Source organism: Micromonospora andamanensis, assembly GCF_016863495.1.
GTDB classification, from domain to species: Bacteria; Actinomycetota; Actinomycetes; order Mycobacteriales; family Micromonosporaceae; genus Micromonospora; species Micromonospora andamanensis.
This window is the reverse complement of record NZ_BOOZ01000016.1, coordinates 105,645-124,595: the sequence shown is the minus strand read 5'-3', so window position 1 is coordinate 124,595 and position 18,951 is coordinate 105,645. Positions and strand designations below refer to the sequence as shown.

The 18,951-nt window shown below is 72.0% G+C and carries 19 protein-coding genes; 7 read left to right on the top strand and 12 right to left on the bottom strand.

The genetic code is table 11. From position 1 onward, the window contains the following. The first annotated feature begins 68 nt into the window (after window positions 1-68). The gene (locus tag Van01_RS16490) at window positions 69-1,553 is read left to right on the top strand and encodes a phytoene desaturase family protein (RefSeq protein ID WP_204007875.1); all 1,485 of its coding nucleotides are present in this window, start codon (window positions 69-71) and stop codon (window positions 1,551-1,553) included. 34 nt (window positions 1,554-1,587) lie between these two features. Here the strand turns inward: Van01_RS16490 and Van01_RS16485 are convergent, their stop codons facing one another. Together Van01_RS16485 and metF are read right to left on the bottom strand one after the other, a co-directional pair. Continuing rightward, window positions 1,588-2,277 (bottom strand): CDP-alcohol phosphatidyltransferase family protein, encoded by a 690-nt coding sequence (locus Van01_RS16485; protein WP_204007872.1) that lies wholly within the window; start codon window positions 2,275-2,277, stop codon window positions 1,588-1,590. A gap of 43 nt (window positions 2,278-2,320) precedes the next feature. Continuing rightward, on the bottom strand, window positions 2,321-3,238 hold the full coding sequence (metF, locus tag Van01_RS16480; protein WP_204007870.1) for a methylenetetrahydrofolate reductase [NAD(P)H]: 918 nt from the start codon (window positions 3,236-3,238) through the stop codon (window positions 2,321-2,323). A 275-nt stretch (window positions 3,239-3,513) separates the two neighbouring features. Between metF and Van01_RS16475 the strand changes: the two genes are divergently transcribed. After that, window positions 3,514-4,002 (top strand): helix-turn-helix domain-containing protein, encoded by a 489-nt coding sequence (locus Van01_RS16475; RefSeq protein WP_204007868.1) that lies wholly within the window; start codon window positions 3,514-3,516, stop codon window positions 4,000-4,002. 9 nt (window positions 4,003-4,011) lie between these two features. Then, window positions 4,012-5,094, top strand: a complete 1,083-nt coding sequence (locus Van01_RS16470) for a polyprenyl synthetase family protein (RefSeq protein WP_204007865.1) — start codon at window positions 4,012-4,014, stop codon at window positions 5,092-5,094. 39 nt (window positions 5,095-5,133) lie between these two features. Here the strand turns inward: Van01_RS16470 and Van01_RS16465 are convergent, their stop codons facing one another. Next, on the bottom strand, window positions 5,134-5,517 hold the full coding sequence (locus Van01_RS16465; RefSeq protein ID WP_204007863.1) for an Rv2175c family DNA-binding protein: 384 nt from the start codon (window positions 5,515-5,517) through the stop codon (window positions 5,134-5,136). Between the two features lie 165 nt (window positions 5,518-5,682). On the opposite strand from Van01_RS16465, the gene pknB reads away from it, so the two are divergent. Together pknB and Van01_RS16455 are read left to right on the top strand one after the other, a co-directional pair. Continuing rightward, window positions 5,683-7,674, top strand: coding sequence for a Stk1 family PASTA domain-containing Ser/Thr kinase (gene pknB, locus Van01_RS16460; RefSeq protein WP_204007861.1), 1,992 nt, complete (start codon window positions 5,683-5,685; stop codon window positions 7,672-7,674). Then, complete coding sequence (locus Van01_RS16455; RefSeq protein ID WP_204007859.1) at window positions 7,674-8,546, top strand: deoxyribonuclease IV; 873 nt, start codon at window positions 7,674-7,676, stop codon at window positions 8,544-8,546. The genes pknB and Van01_RS16455 overlap by 1 nt, the downstream gene beginning before the upstream one ends. Before the next feature lie 155 nt (window positions 8,547-8,701). Here the strand turns inward: Van01_RS16455 and Van01_RS16450 are convergent, their stop codons facing one another. The 4 genes from Van01_RS16450 to Van01_RS16435 form a co-directional block, all read right to left on the bottom strand. Continuing rightward, a complete protein-coding gene (locus Van01_RS16450) occupies window positions 8,702-9,733 on the bottom strand; it encodes a threonine aldolase family protein (RefSeq protein WP_204007857.1) in 1,032 nt (343 codons plus the stop codon). Window positions 9,734-9,784: 51 nt separating this feature from the next. Then, window positions 9,785-11,191, bottom strand: coding sequence for a class II 3-deoxy-7-phosphoheptulonate synthase (locus tag Van01_RS16445; RefSeq protein ID WP_204007855.1), 1,407 nt, complete (start codon window positions 11,189-11,191; stop codon window positions 9,785-9,787). A gap of 87 nt (window positions 11,192-11,278) precedes the next feature. Continuing rightward, complete coding sequence (locus Van01_RS16440; protein WP_204007853.1) at window positions 11,279-11,761, bottom strand: hypothetical protein; 483 nt, start codon at window positions 11,759-11,761, stop codon at window positions 11,279-11,281. A gap of 154 nt (window positions 11,762-11,915) precedes the next feature. Beyond that, window positions 11,916-13,544 (bottom strand): glycosyl hydrolase family 18 protein, encoded by a 1,629-nt coding sequence (locus Van01_RS16435; RefSeq protein WP_204007851.1) that lies wholly within the window; start codon window positions 13,542-13,544, stop codon window positions 11,916-11,918. A 213-nt stretch (window positions 13,545-13,757) separates the two neighbouring features. Between Van01_RS16435 and Van01_RS16430 the strand changes: the two genes are divergently transcribed. Then, the gene (locus tag Van01_RS16430) at window positions 13,758-14,246 is read left to right on the top strand and encodes a glutathione peroxidase (protein WP_204007850.1); all 489 of its coding nucleotides are present in this window, start codon (window positions 13,758-13,760) and stop codon (window positions 14,244-14,246) included. Window positions 14,247-14,453: 207 nt separating this feature from the next. Beyond that, window positions 14,454-15,125, top strand: coding sequence for an NADPH-dependent F420 reductase (locus Van01_RS16425; RefSeq protein ID WP_204007847.1), 672 nt, complete (start codon window positions 14,454-14,456; stop codon window positions 15,123-15,125). Between the two features lie 100 nt (window positions 15,126-15,225). Here the strand turns inward: Van01_RS16425 and Van01_RS16420 are convergent, their stop codons facing one another. From Van01_RS16420 to Van01_RS16400, 5 genes are all read right to left on the bottom strand, one after another. Beyond that, window positions 15,226-15,795, bottom strand: coding sequence for a GNAT family N-acetyltransferase (locus tag Van01_RS16420; RefSeq protein WP_204007845.1), 570 nt, complete (start codon window positions 15,793-15,795; stop codon window positions 15,226-15,228). Beyond that, window positions 15,795-16,274, bottom strand: coding sequence for a GNAT family N-acetyltransferase (locus Van01_RS16415; RefSeq protein ID WP_204007843.1), 480 nt, complete (start codon window positions 16,272-16,274; stop codon window positions 15,795-15,797). Before Van01_RS16415 ends, Van01_RS16420 begins: the two co-directional genes overlap by 1 nt. 102 nt (window positions 16,275-16,376) lie before the next feature. Next, window positions 16,377-16,727 (bottom strand): DUF2203 domain-containing protein, encoded by a 351-nt coding sequence (locus tag Van01_RS16410; RefSeq protein WP_204007960.1) that lies wholly within the window; start codon window positions 16,725-16,727, stop codon window positions 16,377-16,379. A gap of 160 nt (window positions 16,728-16,887) precedes the next feature. Continuing rightward, window positions 16,888-17,706 (bottom strand): pyrroline-5-carboxylate reductase, encoded by an 819-nt coding sequence (gene proC, locus Van01_RS16405; protein ID WP_204007840.1) that lies wholly within the window; start codon window positions 17,704-17,706, stop codon window positions 16,888-16,890. Window positions 17,707-17,776: 70 nt separating this feature from the next. Next, on the bottom strand, window positions 17,777-18,805 hold the full coding sequence (locus Van01_RS16400) for a 6-phosphofructokinase (RefSeq protein ID WP_204007838.1): 1,029 nt from the start codon (window positions 18,803-18,805) through the stop codon (window positions 17,777-17,779). Between the last annotated feature and the right edge of the window lie 146 nt (window positions 18,806-18,951).

The window sequence follows — 18,951 nt, the reverse complement described above, 5'->3', positions numbered from 1 at the left end:
CGTTGACGGTGTCGCGGCGGGATCCAGCCGGCGATCCGGCAAGGCACCAAGGGCTGGGGGGACGCGACATGGCGCGGATCGTGGTCGTCGGCGCCGGGGTGGGTGGGCTGGCCACCGCGGCCCGGCTGGCCGTCACCGGACACCAGGTGACAGTCCTCGAACGGGCCGACGAGGTCGGCGGCAAACTCGGCCGGCACACCCGGGACACCGCCGAGGGCTCGTTCCACTTCGACACCGGCCCCAGCCTGCTCACCCTGCCCCAGGTCTTCCACGAGCTGTTCGAGGCGACCGGGGCGAAGCTCGACGAGTACCTCGACCTGGTGCCGCTGGAGCCGATCGTGCGGCACGTCTTCCCCGGCGGCCCGGTGCTCGACTCCTGCGCCGACCCGGCCGAGTTCACCGACCGGATCGGCGTGGCCCTCGGCGACCGGGCCGCCGCCGACTGGCAGCGGCTGTGGCGGCGCGCCGGCCGGGTGTGGCGGGCTTCCGAGCGTGACATCCTGCGCCGCCGCGTCGACTCGCCCCGCGACCTGGCCCGGTTGGCCTGGCGGCTGGGCGACCTGGCCGCGATCCGGCCCGGCCAGAGCCTGCGTGGGCTGGGTCGCACCCTGATGTCCGATCCGCGACTGCGGATGCTGCTGGACCGGTACGCCACATACACCGGCGCCGACCCGCGCCGAGCACCGGCCGCGCTCGTCGCGGTCCCCTACGCCGAGCTGGCCTTCGGCGGCTGGTATCTGCGCGGCGGGCTGGGCACCCTCGCCGACGCGCTGCTCTCGCGCTGCCTGGACCTGGGGGTGGTGGTGCGGACCGGCACCACCGTCAGCCGGATCGACGCGGTGGGCGGCCGGGTGCACGGGGTACGCGTCACCGACTCGGCAACCCCGATCCCGGCCGACGTGGTGGTGGCGAACGTCGACGCGCTGAGCGTCTACCGCGACCTGCTGCCCGATCCGCGCCGGCTGGCCGGGCTCACCGACCGCAGCCTGGCCGGTTTCGTGTTGTTGCTCGGCGTACGCGGCGACTCCGGGCTGGCCCACCACAACGTCTTCTTCCCGCGCCACTACGACGCCGAGTTCGACGCGGTCTTCGGTGACCCGGGACGGGGAAGGCGGGCCCGTCCGGCCGCCGACCCGACGGTCTTCGTCACCGTGGCGGACGACCCGGCGGTCCGCCCGGCCGGGCACGAGGCGTGGTTCGTGCTTGTCAACGCCGCCCGTCAGGGCACCGCTCCGGGGGCCGTCGACTGGCGTCGGCCGGGCCTGGCGCAGGCGTACGCCGACCGGATCCTCGACGTGCTTGCCGAACGCGGCGTGGACGTACGCGACCGGCTGGTGTTCCGCGACGTCCGTACCCCGGCCGACCTGGCCACCGCCACCGGCGCACCGGGCGGCACCATCTACGGCACCGCCGGTGGCCTGCTCCGGCCGGCCAACCGGGGACCGGCCCGGGGCCTGTGGCTGGTCGGCGGCTCCAGTCATCCGGGTGGCGGCCTGCCGATGGTGACCCTGTCCGCGCAGATCGTCGCCGACGCCATCGGCCCCGCCTGGTAGGTCAGTCGGCGTCGACAAGCGCCCGACGCACGGCTCAGTCCGCGTCGATGAGGGCCCGGCGGACTGCGGAGAGCAACTGGCCCAGCCCGAAGGCGGCGAGCAGCACCCAGACCGCGCTCGCCATGGTGATGGTGCCGGCGGCCAGGTCCGCCTCGATCAACCCGCTCAGGCCGGCCAGCAGCAGCCCGGCCACGGCCACGCAGACCCGGGTGGGCCGCTCCCCCACGGTGACCGCGCCGATCTCCCGCATGCCGGCGGCGACCGCCCGGGCCCGGACGTACTCGTGCAGCCAGGAGAGCGCACCGCCTGCGGCGACAAGCGCCCCCGGCGCGCCGACCAGCCAGAACGCCACCAGCCAGGCGGCCTCGCCGAGCCGGTCGGCAACCGAGTCGTAGACGTAGCCGAGCCGGGTGGTGCGACCGGTGGCCACCGCCACCGCTCCGTCGACGCTGTCGGCGACCGAGGCGAGCAGCACGAACAACGCGCCCAGGAACGGCCCGTCGCCCGGCCGGACCGCGAGCAGCGGTACGCAGAGGCAGAGCAGCACCCCGACCACCGTCACCGCGGTCGGGCCGACCCGTAACCGGCCCAGCAGGAAGCCGAGGTGGTAGGAGAAGCGCAGCCAGCCGCGCACCACCGGAGTGGCGGCCCGGGGATCGAAGCCGCCGTGCAGCCGGGCCCACGCCGTGGCGTACTCGTTCCAGTTCAGCTGTCTGCCCACCACGGTTCAACCGTCGCGACAGCGCCGAGGTGTCGCGCGCCGGATGTCACGTCGCGGCGCCCACCCGCAGGTTCTGCCATATCTCCCGGGTCGCGGTGGACCGGTTGAAGGTGATGAAGTGGATCCCCGGGACCCCCTCGTCGAGCAGCCGCCGGCACATCTCGCTGGTCTGCTCGATGCCGAGCCGGCGGACCGCCTCCGGATCGTCGGCGACCCGCTCGAACCGTGCGGCCAGCGCCGGCGGGAAGGGTGCCCCGGACAGCTGCACGGAGCGCTCGATGGTGCCGATCCGGGTGACCGGCATCACCCCGGCCAGGATCGGCGTGTCACAGCCGGCGGCGGCCACCCGGTCGCGCAGCCGGAGGTACTCGTCGGCGTCGAAGAACATCTGGGTGATGGCGAAATCGGCACCGGCCCGGCACTTGCGGATGAAGTACTCGGTGTCGGTGTCGACGTCCGGCGAGCGCGGGTGCCGGTAGGGGAAGGCGGCGACACCGACGCTGAAGTCGCCGGAGTGACGGACCAGGCGAACGAGATCCTCGGCGTAGTGCACGCCGTCGGGGTGCGGAACCCACTCGGCGGTGGGATCGCCCGGCGGGTCACCGCGTACCACGAGCACGTTGCGCACCCCGGCGCCGGCCAGCCGACCGATCACGTGCCGCAGCTCGGCGACGGAATGGTTGACAGCCGTCAGGTGGGCCATCGGCAGCAGGGTGGTCTCGGTGGCGATCCGCTCGGTGACCGCGACGGTGGTGTCCCGGGTCGAGCCGCCGGCGCCATAGGTGATCGAGACGAACGAGGGACGCAACGGCTCCAGCTCACGGATGGCCTGCCACAACTGCCGCTCGCCCTGCTCCGTCTTCGGGGGCATGAACTCGAAGGAGAAGGTCGGCTGACAGTCGCGGACCAGCTCACCGATCGCCGGCTGCGGATTCGGGAGGACCGAGGGAAGACCGAGCGCCACGCACCGACTCTAGCGGGCCGGGCCGAACGCCCCCACCGGCTTCCCAGCGGTGGGGACGACGGCGGGCGGTGCTTGTCGCACGGGGACCGGCGACGGGTCCGCCGCAGCCGGTGGTGCGAGAAACTGTCGCACCACCGGGCTAGCCTGCTGACCTGCGCGGGTGGGGTGGAGACCCACCGGGGGCCGCGCGGGGGGTCAGCAGCAGACGGTGCGTAGCGGCACCACCCTGATCGGGTGGGGTCGGGCCGTCACCCCGCCGACCCGCCGGAGGATCGATGTCCCCACCCCCCGCACCGCACCCTCCCGCTGCTCTCGGCCCGCTGGTGGCCCGGCTACGGCTCGCCCGGGGGTGGAGCCAGACCCGGCTCGCCGCCGAACTCTGCGCCGCCGCCGGAGTGTTCACGTTGAGCCGGCACGAGATTTCCCGATGGGAGCGGGAGGTACGCGTGCCGGGACGCTTCTGGCGCGGCTGGCTGGTCCGGATCCTCGCCCTGCCGGGCAGCCCGCCGACGAACGACCCCACCGCACCGCCCACCGAGTCCACCGCCCGGCCCCACCACCCCGGCGCGAGCCCCACCGGCCCCGGCGCGAGGCTCACGGGCCCGGTCCCGGCGGGCAGGCCCGGTACCGCGCCCGGGACCGGCGGTTCGCCACGCTCGGCACGGCGTGTTACCGCGCCGACCGGCCCGACCCGGCCGCGACCAGCGAGGAACACGACGCGCCGGAGGGCGGGTGGGTCGTCGCGGCGCACCGCGACCCACTAGCGTCGGGACGTGACCCACGCTGCTCCCGTCTCGCCCGTCGACCGTGCCAGCCTGCGCCAGCGGGTCGACAAGGCACTGTCGGACTTTCTCGCCGGCCGTCGCGCCTGGATGGCCGACGTCGACGACGCCCTGGTACCGGTCGCCGAGGCGATCGAGGCGTTCGTGCTGGGTGGCGGCAAGCGGCTCCGGCCGGCCTTCGCCTACTGGGGGTACCGGGGCGCCGGCGGGGTGGACACCGACCCGGTGGTGACCGCCCTCGCCGCGCTGGAGTTCGTTCAGGCCAGCGCCCTGATCCACGACGACCTGATGGACCGCTCGGACACCCGACGGGGCGAGCCGGCGGTGCACCGGCGCTTCGCCACCCGGCACCGCTGTGCCGGCTGGGGTGGCGACCCGGACGGCTTCGGTGACGCCGCGGCGATCCTGCTCGGCGATCTGTGCCTGGTCTGGTCCGACGAGCTGCTGCACTCCGCCGGGCTCGACCCCCGGACGGTGGCTCGCGCCCGGCCGGACTTCGACGAGATGCGTACCGAGGTCACCATCGGGCAGTACCTCGACGTGCTGACCCAGGCGACCGGCGACACCTCGCTGGAACGGGCCGGGAAGGTCGCCCGGTACAAGTCGGCGAAGTACACGGTGGAACGACCACTGCTGATCGGCGCGGCGCTGGCGGACGCCCCCGCCGACGTCCGGATCGCCTACTCGGCGTACGGACTGCCGTTGGGTGAGGCTTTCCAGTTGCGCGACGACGTGCTGGGTGTCTTCGGCGACCCGGCGCAGACCGGTAAGCCGGCCGGCGACGACCTGCGCGAGGGCAAGCGGACCTACCTGGTGGCAGCGGCCCTGGAGGCGACCGACGATGCCGGTCGCGCCCGGCTGCTCGGTGGCCTCGGCGACAGCGAGCTGGACACCGCAGGCGTGGCCCGGTTGCGGGAGCTGATCGTCGACACCGGCGCGCTGGCCCGTACCGAGCAGCGCATCGTCACGCTCACCGACGCGGCGCTCGCCGCGCTCACCGCCGTCGACCTGGACACCGAGGCCCGGCAGGCGCTTGTGGACCTCGCCATCGCCGCCACCCGCCGCGCCGACTGACTCCCCCGGCGGCCCACCCTCTCCCGGCTCGTGGTCCGCTCAGAAGCCCAGGGCCTGGGCGCGGCGCTTGACCTCGCGGGCCTGGTCGCCGGCGAGGGCGACCGCGGGGCTACCGCCTGTCAACGTGTCGTCGGGCTCGTAGAGCCAGCGCAGCGCGGCCTCGTCGTCGTAACCGGCGTCGGCCAGCAGGTTGAGCACGCCCGGCAGGTGTTTGAGCACGGTGCGGTTGGCCACCAGGTCGGCCGGGATCCGGCGGACACCGTCGCGGCGCACCGCGATCAGTTCCCGGTCCCGGATCATCTGGTGGACCTTGCTGATCGGCAGGTCGAGTCGCTCGGCGACGTCCGGCAGGGTCAGCCAGCCCGCCGCGTCGGCGGGACCGGCCAGGGGCGCGGTGCCCTCGGCGGGTACGGAATCGGTCACGCGCAACACCCTGCCACGCCACCCCCATCCCCGGTCAACGACCTCCCGGCGACCACCCTGAGCAGGGTCGACAGTCACTCTGCGCGCGCGCCGGACCCGGCGGCGGACGCTGGCCGGTAGCATCCTGTTCAACCTTCGTCCTCCCGACACATAGACTGCCTGCTGATGGACACACAGGTCGCCGACACGTTGCTGGGCTCGCTGATCGACGGGCGCTACCGCATTCGCGGTCGCGTGGCCCGTGGCGGCATGGCGACCGTGTACACCGCCACTGACGAGCGACTCGAACGCACCGTCGCCGTCAAGATCATTCATTCCACCCAGGGGCCGCCCGGCCAGTCCGGCCGGCCCAGCTTCGTCGACCGGTTCACCGACGAGGCCAAGACGATCGCCCGGCTCACCCACCCCAACGTGGTGGCCGTCTACGACCAGGGCACCCACGCCGGGCGGCCGTACCTGGTCATGGAGTACGTGCGCGGCCGTACCCTGCGCGAGGTGCTCGCCGAGCGGCGTCGGCTCAACCCGGACGAGGCGCTGGCCATCACCGAGCAGATGCTCGCGGCCATCGGCGCCGCCCACCGGGCCGGTCTGGTGCACCGTGACGTGAAGCCGGAGAACGTGCTGGTAGCCGAGGCGCCCAGCGGCGGTCCGGCGAACCTCGTCGACAGCGTGGTCAAGGTGACCGACTTCGGGCTGGCCCGGGCCGTCGAGGCGAGCACCGACCACGACAGCGGCAACCAGTTGATGGCCACCGTGGCGTACGTCGCTCCGGAGCTGGTCACCGACGGCCGGGCCGACGCCCGCACCGACGTCTACTCGACGGGCATCGTGCTGTTCGAGATGCTCACCGGCCGGGTGCCGTACGACGGTGACCGCCCGATCGACATCGCCTGGCAGCACGTCGACCGGGACGTCCCCGCACCGTCGACGCTGGTGCCCGGCCTGCCGAGGGTGCTCGACGACCTGGTCGCCCGCGCCACCCGTCGTGACCCGACGGCCCGCCCCGCCGACGCCAGCACGCTGCTGGCCGAGGTGCAGGTGGCCCGGGACGGCCTGGGCAGCCCGAACAGCCACACCGCCCGGATCGCCCCGGTGACCGACGGTCCGGCGGCCATGTCCCAACCGACGATGATGGTCGCGCCGGTGCGCCCGCCCGATCGACCGACCTGGGCCCGCCTGCCGGAAGGTGCCCCAGCCACCCGCGGTCGACGCCGAGCGACGCCGAACGACGGCGACGATCTGCGTACCCGACTGGCCGGGCTGGTTGCCCGGCTGACCGGCCAGGGCGGCGGCCGTCTCGCCGTCGCGGCCGTTGTCGTGGTGCTCGGGTTGGTGGCCGCGCTGGGTGGCTGGTGGTTCGGGGTCGGTCGGTACACCACCGCGCCGCAGTTGGTGAGCATGAACAAGGCCGAGGCGGAGGCACAGGCCTCCCAGGCCGGGTTCGAGGTGGTCTACGCCGACCCGCGGTACGACGACCATATCCCCCGTGACGGTGTGCTGGGCCAGGAGCCCGCGTCGTCCGCCCGGATCCTCAAGGGCGGCACCATCACCCTCACCCTGTCGCTCGGGCCGGAGCGCTTCGAGCTGCCGGACGTGGTCGGCAAGGACTTCGCGCTGGCCGAGGCCGACCTGCTCAGCGCCCAGCTCGAGGTGGTCAAGGGCACCGCCCGGTACGACGACAGCCTGCCCGAGGGCATCGTGGTCGCCACCGACCCGAAGGCGGGCGAGGAGGTCAAGCCGGGCGACGAGATCACCGTCATCCTCAGTAAGGGCCGGGCCCCGATCACCGTGCCGAACCTGGTCGGCAAGAACCTCAACGACGCCCGTAACCAGATCGCGCAGCTCGGACTGGTGCTGGTGGAGCCAACGCGCAAGGAGTCCGACAAGCCGCGTGACGAGGTGATCGGGCAGAGCCCGGCCGCTGGCGGCGGCGTGGAAAAGGGTGCCCAGATCCGGCTGGAGGTCAGCGAGGGTCCACCGCTGGTGACCGTGCCGCGCGTCGTCGACCTGCCGTGCCAGCAGGCCAAGCAGGTGCTGGAGAGCCAGGGCTTCCCGGTGGCGGTGCAGTTCAACCCGAACGCCGTCACCCGGTTCCAGAACCCGAACGAGAACGCCCAGGTCGCCCCGGGGACACAGATCACCATCGGATGCTTCTGATGCCTGCTCCGGATCACGGCCACCGGCCGATCGGTTCACACACGCCCACCTCGGGCGGGCTGGCGAAGGCGGCGCTGCCGTACGTCGACGCGACCGGCTCGGAGGTGGCGCAGGTCTACGTCGGCAACTCCCGGGGCTGGGCGATGCCGGCCGGTGATCCGGCGCAGGACGAGCTGTTCCGAGACGGCTGCGCCGAACGCGGCGTCGCCGTCTACATCCACGCGTCGCTGCTTGTCAACCTTGGTTCCCCGACCGCTGCGACGGTCGAGCGGTCGGCCCAGGCGCTGGCTCACGCGCTGCGTCGAGGTGCGGCGATCGGCGCACGTGGGGTGGTGTTCCACGCCGGCAGCGCGGTGGACGCCGGACACGCCGACACGGCCATGCGGCAGGTGCGCGAGTCGCTGCTGCCGCTGCTCGACTCCGCCGCCGACGCGGGCGGGCCGATGCTGCTTGTCGAGCCGAGCGCCGGTGGCGGCCGTTCACTTGCCTGCCGGGTCGAACACCTCGGACCGTACCTCGACGCGGTCGACCGGCACCCGTGGCTCGGGGTCTGCTTCGACACCTGCCACGCCTGGGCCGCCGGGCACGACCTGGCCGCCGAAGGCGGCATGACCGCGACGCTGGACGCCCTGGTGACCACGGTCGGGGCGGACCGGCTACGGCTGGTGCACGCGAACGACTCGAAGGACCTGTGCGGTTCCACCCGGGACCGGCACGAGAACATTGGCAAGGGCATGATCGGCGAGCCCGCCTTCGCCGAGCTGATGCGTCACCCCGCCACCGCCGGCGTGCCGACCCTCGTCGAGACCCCCACCGAACGCCACGAGGGCCACGCCACCGACATCACCACCCTCCGCCGCCTCCTCCCCTGAACCCCCACCCCTCCCCTCCCTCGCGCCCCCGCGCCCGCCGCCCCTTCGCTCCGCGATCTTGCACTTTCTGTCGCTACATAAGCCGTGAAAAGGGGCTTAACGGCGACCGAAACTGCAAGGTCGCGAAAGCTGTGGGGGTGGGGCGTGGGGTGGGGTTAGCGGCGGAGGATGTGGGTGAGGGTGGTGGCGGCCTGGTCGACCTGGGCGTCGGTGACGTCGAGGTGGGTGACCAGGCGGGCGGTGCGGGGGCCGAGCACCGAGATCAACGCGCCCTCGGCGCGGGCGAGGGCGGCCAGCGCCGGCGCGTCCAGCGGAGCCTTCGTCAGGTCCAGCGGAACGATGTTTGTGCGTACCGTGGTCGCCAGCACCCCGAACGGGGCTATCGCCTCCGCGAGCCGGGCCGCCTTCGCGTGGTCGTCCGCCAGCCGGTCGATGTGGTGGGCCAGGGCGTACCGGCCGGCAGCAGCCAGGATGCCGGCCTGGCGCATCCCACCGCCCATCCGCTTGCGGATCACCCGGCCCCGCTCGATCCGGTCGGCGGAACCGACGACAAGTGAACCCACCGGCGCGCCGAGCCCCTTGGACAGGCAGACCGACAGGGTGTCGAACAACGCGCCGTAGGTGGCAAGTGGCACCCCGTCGGCGACGTGGGCGTTCCAGATCCGCGCACCGTCGCAGTGCACCGCCACCTGCCCGGCATCCGCGATCCGGCGTAGCTCGCGCAGCGTATCGAGGGGAATCACCCCGCCGCCGCCACGGTTGTGGGTCTGCTCCACCGCGATCGCCCGGGTGGGCACCACCCAGGGGGCGTCGGGACGGACCATGCCGGCGACCACGTCGGGATCGAGCCGGGCGCCCACCGGTGGCCAGGTCCGCGAGGTGACCCCACCGTACGCGGCGGCGGCCCCCATCTCGTACGTGACCACGTGCGCGTCGGCGTCGCAGAGCAGCTCCGCGCCCGGCGGCACCAGCAGTTGCAGGGCTATCTGGTTGGCCATCGACCCGCTCGGGCAGAACAGCGCCGCCTCGTGCCCGAACATCGCGGCGACCTCGGCCTCCAACGCCCTGACCGTCGGATCCTCGCCGTAGACGTCGTCACCCACCTCGGCGGCGGCCATGGCCTGCCGCATCGCGGCGCTCGGCCGGGTCACCGTGTCCGACCGCAGATCGATCAGATCATCAGCCACGGAACACCTGCACGGCTGCCGACTGCGGGGCTCGCAAGCTCACTCCTCGCGTCAGCCACGGAGCATCTCCGCTACGAGGAACGCCAGCTCCAGCGACTGCTGGGTGTTCAGGCGGGGGTCACAGGCGGTCTCGTAGCGGTCCGGCAGGTCGAGGTCGGCGATGCCCTGGGCGCCGCCGAGGCACTCGGTGACGTCCTCACCGGTCAGCTCGACGTGCAGACCGCCGGGGTGGGTGTCCAGGCCACGGTGCACCTCGAAGTAGCCGAGCACCTCGTCGACGATCCGGTCGAAGTGGCGGGTCTTGTAGCCGTTCGACGACTCGTGGGTGTTGCCGTGCATCGGGTCGCACTGCCACACCACCTTGGCTCCGGCGGCGGTCACCTTGGCCACGATCGGCGGCAGCGCGTCCCGGACCTTGTGGTTGCCCATCCGGCTGATCAGGGTGAGCCGGCCGGGGATGTTGTCCGGGTTCAGCTTCTCGCACAGCTCGATGGCCTCGTCCGGCGAGGTGGTCGGGCCGAGCTTGACCCCGATCGGGTTGGCGATTCGGGAGATGAAGTCGATGTGCGCGCCATCGATCTGCCGGGTGCGCTCACCGATCCACAGGAAGTGCCCGGAGAGCCCGTACGGTCGGCCGCCGGAGACCCGGGTCAACGCCCGGTCGTACTCCAGCGCGAGGGCCTCGTGCGAGCAGTACAGGGTGACCGTGCGCAACGCCTCGTCGTCGGTCATCCCGCAGGCGCGGATGAACGCGAGAGCCCTGTCGATCTCCCGGGCGATCGCCTCGTACCGCTCGCCGGCCGGAGAGTTGCGCACGAAGCCCTTGTTCCAGTCGTGCACCGCGTGCAGGTCGGCCAGCCCGCCGGCCAGGTAGGCGCGCAACATGTTCATGGCGGCGGCCGAGTTCGCGTACGCCCTGATCATGCGCTGCGGGTCGGCGACCCGCGCCTCCGGCGTGGTCTCCAGCGAGTTGATCATATCGCCGCGGTAGGCCGGCAGCCCTCGGGCGTCGGTCGGCAGCGACCGGGGCTTGGTGTACTGCCCGGCCACCCGGGCCACCTTCACCACCGGCAACGACGCGCCGTAGGTCAGCACGATGGCCATCTGGAGCAGCGTGCGGGCGTTGGCCAGCAGGTGGCTCTCGGTGTTGTCGGCGAAGGTCTCCGCGCAATCACCGCCCTGGAGCAGGAACGCCTTGCCCTCACAGACGAGCGCCAGACGCTGGCGCAACTGATCGACCTCGTACGGGGCGACCACCGACGGCACGGTGTCGAGCACCTTGCAGACCTCGGCGACCTGGGCCTCGTCGGGCCAGGGTGGGGTCTGGGCGCGCGGCAGCTCCCGCCAGCGGTCCAGGCCGAGAGCCTCGTCCTCGGCGGAGTCGACGGTCGGGCGGCTGGTCTGCAGCACCGGGCTGCCCACCGCCGGATGACTCAACTGATGCCACTCATGGCGCATGGTATTCAGCCTACGGCGACCAGCCGAATAGGCGACCGGCGAGGGGCCGGGTTCCGGCAGATGGACGACCCTCGACGGTGACGCAGGTCAGGGCGTGGGCGCCGGGGCTGGGCTGTTCGCACCGGGCCGCTCGTCGGAGATGCACCAGTCGATCCCGTCGCGGGTGACGGTGAACAGCAGCGGGCGGGTCGCCTTCTTCTTGCCGACGGTCACCGTGACCGCGGTGCTGACCTCCTGCCCGGACGGACCGGGCCGGATGTCGGTGATCTCGGACTTGGAAACCTCGAAGTGGTCGGCGAAGTCGCCGTTCGGCTCGGTGGCGGCGGCGTCGAACGCCTCGTGCAGCACCGCGCAGAGCTGGCCGCGACCAGCCGCCACGTCCTTGGCCGCCATCGCGTCGAGGTACGCCTGGACCCGCTCGCGAGACTTGAGCATGGCCTCCTCAGCCGGCGCCCGCTCGGGCTGCTCCGCCTCGGTCTCACCACCAACGAGCCCACAGCCGACCACGACGAAGGGCAGAGTGGCCAGCAGCGCGGCGGTGCTCGCCGGACGCCGGTACGTGACCCGCATCGTCACCTCCCTCGATGGCGGACATCGAGACACGGTCGAGCGGCGAGTCTGTCACACCGCTGGTCGGGCCGGGAGATCGGCCCCGGGCACGCGGGACGGGGAGGGGCCGGTGCGGGCCCCTCCCCGTCGTGTGGGTGACGCGTCGGCCGTCGGCTCAGCCGAGACCGCCCTTGATGGCACCGATCAGCTCACCGTTGCTGGTGTCACCGGAGAGCTCCCAGAAGAAGGCGCCACCGAGGCCCTGGTTCTTGGCGTACGTCATCTTGCCGCCGATTGTCGACGGGGTGTCGTAGCTCCACCAGTTGCTGCCGCACTTCGCGTACGCCGTACCACCGATGGTGCCGGTGGCCGGACAGGTGTTCTTGAGCACCTTGTAGTCCTCGATGCCCTGCTCGTAGGTGCCCGGAGCCGGTCCGGTCGCGGTACCGCCCGGCGCGGTCTGGCTGACCCCGGTCCAGCCACGGCCGTAGAAGCCGACGCCGAGCAGCAGCTTGTTCGCCGGGATGCCCTTGCTCTTGAGCTTCTGGATCGCCGCGTCGGACCAGAAGCCCTGCTGCGGGATGCCGGAGTACGAGTACAGCGGCGAGTGTGGGGCGGTGGGGCCCTGCGGGGCGAAGGCGCCGAAGTAGTCGTACGTCATCGGCATGATCCAGTTGAGGTGGGTGGCGGCACCGGCGTAGTCGGTGGCGTCGATCTTGCCGCCGTTGCTGCCGTCGGCGGTGATCGCGGCGGTGACCAGGTTGCTCGAACCGAACCGGGTACGCAGCGCGCTGGCCACGTTCCTGAACGCGTTCGGGCCGCTGGCGTCGCAGGTCAGGCCGCAGGCGTTCGGGTACTCCCAGTCGATGTCGATGCCGTCGAAGACGTCGGCCCAGCGCGGGTCCTCGACCAGGTTGTAGCAGCTCTCGGCGAAGGCGGTCGGGTTCTGCGCGGCCTGGGTGAAGCCACCGGACCAGGTCCAGCCACCGAACGACCAGATCACCTTGAGGTGCGGGTACATCTTCTTGAGCTTGCGCAGCTGGTTGAAGCTGCCACGCAGCGGCTGGTCCCAGGTGTCGGCGACGCCGTCGACGCTCTCCGCCGCGGTGTACGCCTTCTCGTAGTCGGCGTAGCTGTCACCGATGGTGCACCGGCCGCCTGTGGTGTTGCCGAAGGCGTACAGGATGTGGGTCAGCTTCGACGCCGAGCCGCTGGTGTGGATGTTCCGGACGTGGTAGTTGCGAGCGTAGACGCCCCACTGGGCGAAGTAGCCGACCACCTTCTGCGCGCCCGGGTTCGGCGGCGTGGTGGTCGGTGGCGTGGTGGTCGGCGGGGTGGTGGTGGGCGGGGTGGTGGTCGGCGGCGTCGTGGTGGGCGGTGCGGTGGTGGTCGGCGGCGTGGTGCCGCCACCGCACGGCGCGCCGTTGATGGTGCAGTTCAGCGGCGCCCGGTACGCGCCGGTGCCGTTGTAGCCCCAGCTGAAGGAGGCGCCCGGGGCCAGCGCACCGGCCCAGCTCTTCTTGACCGCCACATAGCGGTTGCCGTCGCGGGTGACGTCGGCGTCCCAGGAGTTGCCGATGCTGGTGCCCGACGGCAGCTCGAACTCGATGCGCCAGGTGCTGACGCTGGCGTCCGACCCGTTGGTGATGGTGACCCGCGTTTCGTGACCGGTCCCCCAGTCCGAGACCCGGGTGAACGAGGTGGTCACGCTTCCGGCGCCGAACGCCGAGGCCATCGGGACCGTGGCGACGGTCACCGCGACCACGGCGCCGACCCAGAGGGTCCGGCGAAGCGATCTTCTCATGTGGCGTCTCCAAACAGTTAGGAAACTTTCCAAAAGGATGAGGAGACGCTACTCACACGCCACCACTTCGTCAAGATGTGCATGTATCGATTGCGCGCGGACGGCCAGATCGACGGGCGACGCCATCACCGCCGGCCAACGGTCGGGTACCGCTCGGTAACGTCGCCCCACCCGCACCGTCCGCCGCCACCGGCGCGGCGGTAGCCTCCGGGCATGACCGTCTTCGACATTCCGGTCGGTGCGCTCGCCGGCGGCCCGGCCGACCTCGCGCAGTACCGCGGACGCGCCCTGCTGATCGTCAACGTCGCCTCCCGCTGCGGCCTCACCCCGCAGTACGCCGGCCTGCAGACCCTCCAGGACGAGTACGCCGATCGCGGACTGACGGTGCTCGGCGTACCGTGCAACCAGTTCGCCGGGCAGGAGCCGGGCAGCGCTGCGGAGATCAGCGAGTTCTGCCAGGTCAACTACGGGGTGACCTTCCCGATCACGGAGAAGGTCGAGGTCAACGGCCCCGACCGTCACCCCCTGTACGCGGCCCTGGTGGACACCGCCGACGCTGACGGCCACACCGGCGACGTCCGCTGGAACTTCGAGAAGTTTCTGGTCGCCCCCGACGGCACCGTCGCCGCCCGCTTCGCCCCCACCGTCACCCCCGACGACCCCACCCTCCGCACCACAGTCGAAAAAACCCTCCCCACCTAAACCCCACCCCCACCCCCACCCGCCCCGCCCTACCTCGCCCCGCCCCGCCCGCCCCGCCCGCCCCGCCCCGCCTCGTCGATCTTGCAGTTGTGGTCGCCGTTTTCTGGCTTTCGCACCCTTTTGGGCCGACAGAAACTGCATGATCGACGTATCGGGGGGGGCGGGACGGCCGGGTGCGCTGGGTTCAGGTGGGATGGAGCTGTGGGTATGGCGACGGTGGGATTGATCGGCAGCGGACACATCGGAGGGACGCTGGCGCGGCTGGCCGTGCACGTCGGCTACGACGTGGTGGTGAGCAACTCACGCGGGCCGGACACCCTGACCGGCCTGGTCGAGGAGCTGGGGCCGCAGGCCAGCGCGGGCACCGTCGACGCCGCGGCTCGCGCCGGCGACCTGGTGGTGGTCACCATCCCACTCAAGTCGTACCGGGCCGTGCCGGCCGAGCCGCTGGCCGGCAAGGTCGTCATCGACACCAACAACTACTACCCGCAGCGGGACGGTCAGTTCCCCGAGTTGGACGAGGGCAGCGTCACCAGCAGCGAGCTGCTGCAACGCCACCTGCCGCAGTCCCGGGTGGTGAAGGCGTTCAACAACATCTACTTCACCCACCTGCTCACCCTGGCCCGGCCCGGCGACGCCGCCGACCGCAGCGCGCTGCCGATCGCCGGTGACGACCCCGAGGCCAAGGCAACCGTCGCCACCTTCCTGGACCGGATCGGGTACGACGCGGTAGACGTCGGTGCGCTCGCCGAAGGCTGGCGCTTCCAGCCGGACACCCCGGCCTACGGCGTCATCTACTCCGCTGATCCGTCGGACGCGGCGCGGGAAGCCCCGGCCGGCACGGGCATCCTGCGCTCCGCCCTCGCTGCCGCCGGCTGACCGGCCGCACTCCGACACCCCACGCCGGCCCCGTGGATGCGCCCGGGCTCACCTCGACTCAACGCAGCTCGTCACTGCCGGCGCCTGCCCGACCCTCGACTCAGCGCGGCTCGTCACTGCCGGCGCGCCGGGTCCGCCACTCAGGGGCCAACACCGACCAGACCTCCAGGTCGATACGCCCCTGCGGACCCGGTAACGCGTCCCGCAGCACACCGTCGCGGCGCATGCCCAGCCGGCGGGCCACCGCGATGCTGCGCACGTTGCCGGCGTTTGTCTGCCACTCGACCCGGTGCAGCCCCCGCTCGACGAGCACCCAGTCGATCAGTCGTTCGACAGCCCTGGTCACCAGGCCCCGCCCCTCCGCGGCCGGTTCCAGCCAGCAACCCGCCTCACAAACCCCGGACGCCGCGTTGAGCGACACCAGCAGCACCCCACCGACCAGCGTGCCATCGGACCAGATCCCCCAGATGCCGCCGTCGTCCCGGGCCCACCTGTCGGCGTAACGCTGGAGCACGTGCCGCGCCCCGTCGAGGTCGGTGGCCACGAAGGACGGCGACACCCAGGGCGCGATGTGCTGTCGTGACCGGTCCAGGTTGGCCAAGAACTCCTCGGCGTGCCACGGGTTCAACGGCCGCAGCTCGGCGTCGGCATCCAGTGGTGTGGCGAACATCAAGGCCCTCCGACCCGCCGCATCGCGGCCATCGACGTTTGACGGAAGCCGAGCTCCCGGTAGAGCGGCTCGCCCTCCGGGCTGGCCTTCAGGTCCACCGTGCGCACACCCCGGTCGGCGAACCAGTCCAGCAACGCGACAAGGCAGGCCCGCGAGAAACCCCGACGACGGTACGCCGGATCGGTCGCCACGTTGAAGACGTACCCGGACCGGCCGCTCGGGTCCATCGGCCCGCCGAGCCGCAGGTCGACCACACCGACCGCGCAGGCGGCAAGCGTCCCGGGCCGGCCCGGCGCATCCACGACGTACGCGGCGAGGTCGGCCTCCGGATCCGGCAGCTGTCGCCGGAGCGTACCCAGGGCGGTGTGCTGCCACTCGCCGGGCTCCGGCGGCGCGCCACCCATCGCGCCCAACATGACCGTCCGCAACCGGACCAGCTCCCGGGCGTCGTCCACAGTCGCCCGCCGCACGTCGCTCACCGGCAGAGACTAGCCGGCCGCGCGCCTACGCCCCGCCCCTGATCGGGCTCAGGCTTCGCCGCCGTACCCACATCCAGCGGTCGCCGTCCGATCCGGCCCGGGTCAGATCGGGCGGCGCCCGGCGAAGCCGCAGTCGGCGCGGTGGTACCAGCGCACGTCGGTGTCGCCCTCCAGCCAGCACCAGAGCACCTGCCGGCCCTCGCGCTCACCGGGGAAGTCGAGCAGCACCGGCGCCACGCTCTTGACCTCGATGCCGTGCTGCTGGATCTCGTCGAGGACCGCGTACAGCCGGGCCTCCAGGCCCTTGACCTCGGCCCGACCACCGAGTGCGCTGAGCCCGTGGCCGGCCAGGTCGGCCTGCAACTCGGCCAGGTCGGCCCGGACCCGGATCAGTTCGTCGATCCGGGGATGCAGGGTGGCTACCAGGTGCCGAGCCTGGGCGAGAGTGAACACCGCGCCAGTATGCGCCACCCCGATCACCGCACCGACCCCCCACCACACTCCGGTACGCCGAAAGCGTCCCACTCCCGTTGATCATGAGGTTAGGCAGTTCAGAGATCGACTACTGCCGCTAACCTCATGATCAACGCGGATGGGCGGGGGTGGGGAGGGGTTACTCGGCCTGGGTGGCTAGTTCGCGGGCACGGTCGCGGGCGGCCTCGAGGGCGGCCAGCAGGGCCGCGCGTACGCCGTGGTTCTCCAGTTCTCGGATGGCGGAGATGGTGGTGCCGGCGGGCGAGGTGACCGCCTCGCGCAGCTTCACCGGGTGTTCGCCGGAGTCGCGCAGCATCACCGCCGAGCCGATCGCGGTCTGCACGATCAGGTCGTGCGCCACCTGGCGGGGCAGGCCGAGCAGGATGCCGGCGTCGGTCATCGCCTCGACAAGCAGGTAGAAGTAGGCCGGGCCGGAGCCGGAGAGGGCGGTCACCGCGTCCTGCTGGGTCTCCGGCACCCGGATGGTCGCGCCCAGCGGCTTGAACATCTCCTCGGCCAGCGCCAGGTGCTCGCCTGTGGCGTAAGCGCCGGCCGAGATGGCGGTCATCGCCTGGTCCACCAGGGCAGGGGTGTTGGTCATCACCCGCACCACCGGGGTGCCCTCGGGCAGCCGGCGGCTGAAGAAGCTGCTGGGCAGGCCGGCGCAGAGCGAGATCAGCAGCTTGCCGGGCGGCACCTTGGGGCCGATCTCGTCCAGCAGCGCGGCGGCGTCCTGCGGCTTCACCGAGACGGCCAGCACCTCGGCCTCGTCCACGGCGGTGAGGTTGTCCACCACCCGTACGCCGTAGCGGGCGGCCAGTTCCTCGGCGCGGGCCGGACGGCGGGCGGTGGCCAGCAGCCGGTCCACCGGCCAGCCCGACCGCAGCAGCCCGGAGAGCATCAGCTCGCCGATCTTGCCCGCTCCGATCACCGCGACCGTGTGCACCCCGGCTGACACCTGGCGTACCCCCTTCGTGGGCCGGCGTCGCGGTGGGCCCGGCGGCCCGTCCGCGACGCCGGAACGACGATCAGCTACCGAAGAAGACCTCGGCCTCGGCGTACCGCTCCAGCGGAACGGTCTTGAGCTCGGCGGTCGCGTCGGCGAGCGGGACACGGACGATGTTGGTGCTCTGCATCGCGACCATCTTGCCCCAGTCACCCTCGTGGGCGGCGTCGATGGCCTGCAGGCCCAGCCGGGTGGCGAGCACCCGGTCGAACGCGGTGGGGGTACCGCCGCGCTGGATGTGGCCGAGCACGACCGTGCGGGCCTCCTTGCCGGTCTTGGCCTCCAGCTGCTCGGCCAGCCACTGGCCGATGCCGCCGAGCCGGACGTGACCGAACGCGTCCAGCTCCTGGTTCTGCAGGACCATCTGGCCCTCCAGCGGCTGGGCGCCCTCGGCGACCACGACGATCGGGGCGTACTGGTGCTGGAAGCGCTTCTCGACGTAGCCGGCGACCTGCTCGACGTCGAAGTTGCGCTCGGGGAGCAGGATCACGTTGGCGCCGCCGGCCAGGCCGGCGTGCAGGGCGATCCAGCCGGCGTGCCGGCCCATCACCTCGACCACCAGGGTGCGGTGGTGGCTCTCGGCGGTGGTGTGCAGCCTGTCGATCGCCTCCATGGCGATGTTGACGGCGGTGTCGAAGCCGAACGTGTAGTCGGTCGCGCCGAGGTCGTTGTCGATGGTCTTCGGCACGCCGATGACGTTGACGCCCAGCTCGTGGAGCTTGGTGGCAACGCCGAGGGTGTCCTCACCGCCGATGGCGATGAGCGCGTCGACCCCCTGCGCGGCCAGGTTGTCCTTGATCCGCTCGACACCGTTCTCGATCTTGAACGGGTTGGTCCGGGAGGAGCCGAGGATCGTACCGCCACGGGGCAGGATGCCGCGGACCTCCGCGATGCCGAGCGGGCGGGACAGCCCCTCCAGCGGACCCTTCCAACCGTCGCGGAAACCCACGAACTCGTGGCCGTAGCTGGCGACGCCCTTACGGACCACCGCCCGGATGACCGCGTTGAGACCCGGGCAGTCGCCGCCGCCGGTGAGCACGCCGATACGCATGATCCGCTCATCCTCCTGGGGAGCATCTGGTCAAGCCCGATCAAGCCCCAGGATATGTGTCAGCGCGGACCCTCGGCACCGTTGCCGGCCCGGGGCGGGCCGTCCCTACGAACTGTAGTCGCCGCTCGGTACTGCCCGCACCGCGC